The following is a 1,337-nucleotide window of genomic DNA, read 5'->3' as shown; positions in this document are numbered from 1 at the left end:
TTCGCCGAGCGGCTCGAACCGGACCTCGCCGCCGCCTACGCCCGACGAACAGGACGGTTGGAGACCATCGTCCATCATCTCGGCCTCGCGCTCGGTGGCAGGCCGACGGAGAGCTTCGCCCGCCGACTGATGGTGCCGGCGAGCCGGGACACGATGCTGCGAACCGTGCGCCGCCGCGCCCAGAGGCCGGCCGAGACCCTGACCGTGATCGGCATCGACGATTGGGCCTTCCGCCGTGGGCAACGCTACGGCACGCTGATCTGCGACCTGGAGCGGCGGCGCGTCGTCGCCCTCCTGCCGGATCGCGAGAGCGGCACCGTCGAGGCATGGCTCACCGCCCATCCCGAGATCGCCGTCCTCGCACGTGACCGAGGCGGCGGCTACGGCGAGGCCGCGGCGCGGGCGTTGCCCACGACGATCCAGGTCGCCGACCGCTGGCATCTGATGGAGAACGGCAGCGCCGCCTTCCTCGATGCCGTGCGCAAGTCGATGACCGCCATCCGAGTCGCGGTGGGCGCCGCCACGATCGACCCCAATCAGCTGACCTGCGCCGAGCGCCTGCAATACGAGGGCTACCGTCGGCGCACGGCGACTGCCAAGGCGATACTGACGCTGTCGCGACAGGGCATGCCGATCCGGCAGATCGTCTGCACGACCGGCCACAGCCGCAGGCTCGTGCGCCACGTGTTGCGCGGCCTGACCGGTGACGTGTTCCGGGCGCGCCAGAGCAGCCTGGAGTCCTACCTGCCCCGGCTCGACGACGAGTGGGCGGCCGGCTGCCGCAACGGTGCCGAACTCTGGCGACGCCTGCGCGCCGGCGGGTTCACTGGCAGCCTCCGCGTCGTTGGAGAGTGGGCGACCCGCCGTCGGCGCCATGAGCAGTCCCCCGCGGGTGCTCCCGGCAAGGTACCCTCTGCGCGCCTCCTCGCGCGACTGATGACGACCGGGCGGGATGGCCCTGAGCAAGGCCGAGGCCGTGACGGTGACGACGATCGAGGCAGCGGTACCGGCGCTCGACGAGGCGCGCTCTCTCCTGGCCGGCTTCCAGGCCATGATCCGCGAGCGGAGAACACACGACCTCGACACCTGGATCGACACGGCGGCTCGCAGCCTCCTCGCGTCCTTCGCGAACGGCCTGTCGCGAGACAGAAAGGCTGTCGCCGCGGCGCTGGCCGAGCCCTGGTCGAATGGCCAGACCGAGGGGCAGATCACTCGCCTCAAGCTCGTGAAGCGACAGATGTTCGGTCGGGCCAAGCTCGATCTGCTCGAAGCGCGGCTGATCGGCGTTGGGTGACGCCGACTGCATCAAGAGTGCGCCAGACCCCCTTTTGGACGCC

The 1,337-nt window shown here is 70.7% G+C and carries 1 pseudogene; it reads left to right on the top strand.

Annotated elements, in window-relative coordinates:
* Positions 1-1,294 (top strand): annotated as a pseudogene (locus FHU13_RS27280) (ISL3-like element ISMex26 family transposase); the annotation flags it as partial.
* Positions 1,295-1,337 lie beyond the last annotated feature (43 nt).

Origin of the sequence: Methylobacterium sp. R2-1, assembly GCF_014191355.1 — a bacterium.
In the GTDB taxonomy this organism is placed as follows: Bacteria; Pseudomonadota; Alphaproteobacteria; order Rhizobiales; family Beijerinckiaceae; genus Methylobacterium.
The sequence above is the reverse complement of the archived record's forward strand: the minus strand, read 5'-3'. Positions and strand labels throughout refer to the sequence as shown.